Origin of the sequence: Pseudomonas sp. 2822-17 (assembly GCF_002742485.1) — a bacterium.
Taxonomy (GTDB): Bacteria; Pseudomonadota; Gammaproteobacteria; order Pseudomonadales; family Pseudomonadaceae; genus Aquipseudomonas; species Aquipseudomonas cyclaminis.
This window is the reverse complement of sequence record NZ_LJRZ01000964.1, coordinates 1-231: the sequence shown is the minus strand read 5'-3', so window position 1 is coordinate 231 and position 231 is coordinate 1. Positions and strand designations below refer to the sequence as shown.

The window sequence follows — 231 nt, the reverse complement described above, 5'->3', positions numbered from 1 at the left end:
GTCCAAGGTAATGTGGAGGTTGCACTGTTTGTAACTTTATCAGAACTCCCACTTGGTTTTATCATGAGTATTCTCGCAGTACTCTTAATCATCATCTTCTTCATTACTTCTGCAGACTCAGCTTCCTACGTGCTTGCTGCATTATCTAGTGATGGAAGCTTAGATCCTAAACTTTCCATTAAAGTAGTGTGGGGCTTTCTTATTGCCGGTACTGCAAGTGTGCTACTTCGA

1 protein-coding gene is annotated in these 231 nt (G+C 41.6%); it reads left to right on the top strand.

The features are described from left to right. Nucleotides 1–231: BCCT family transporter (locus tag AOA60_RS31955; protein WP_178075444.1), on the top strand; the 231-nt coding region annotated here is incomplete at both ends.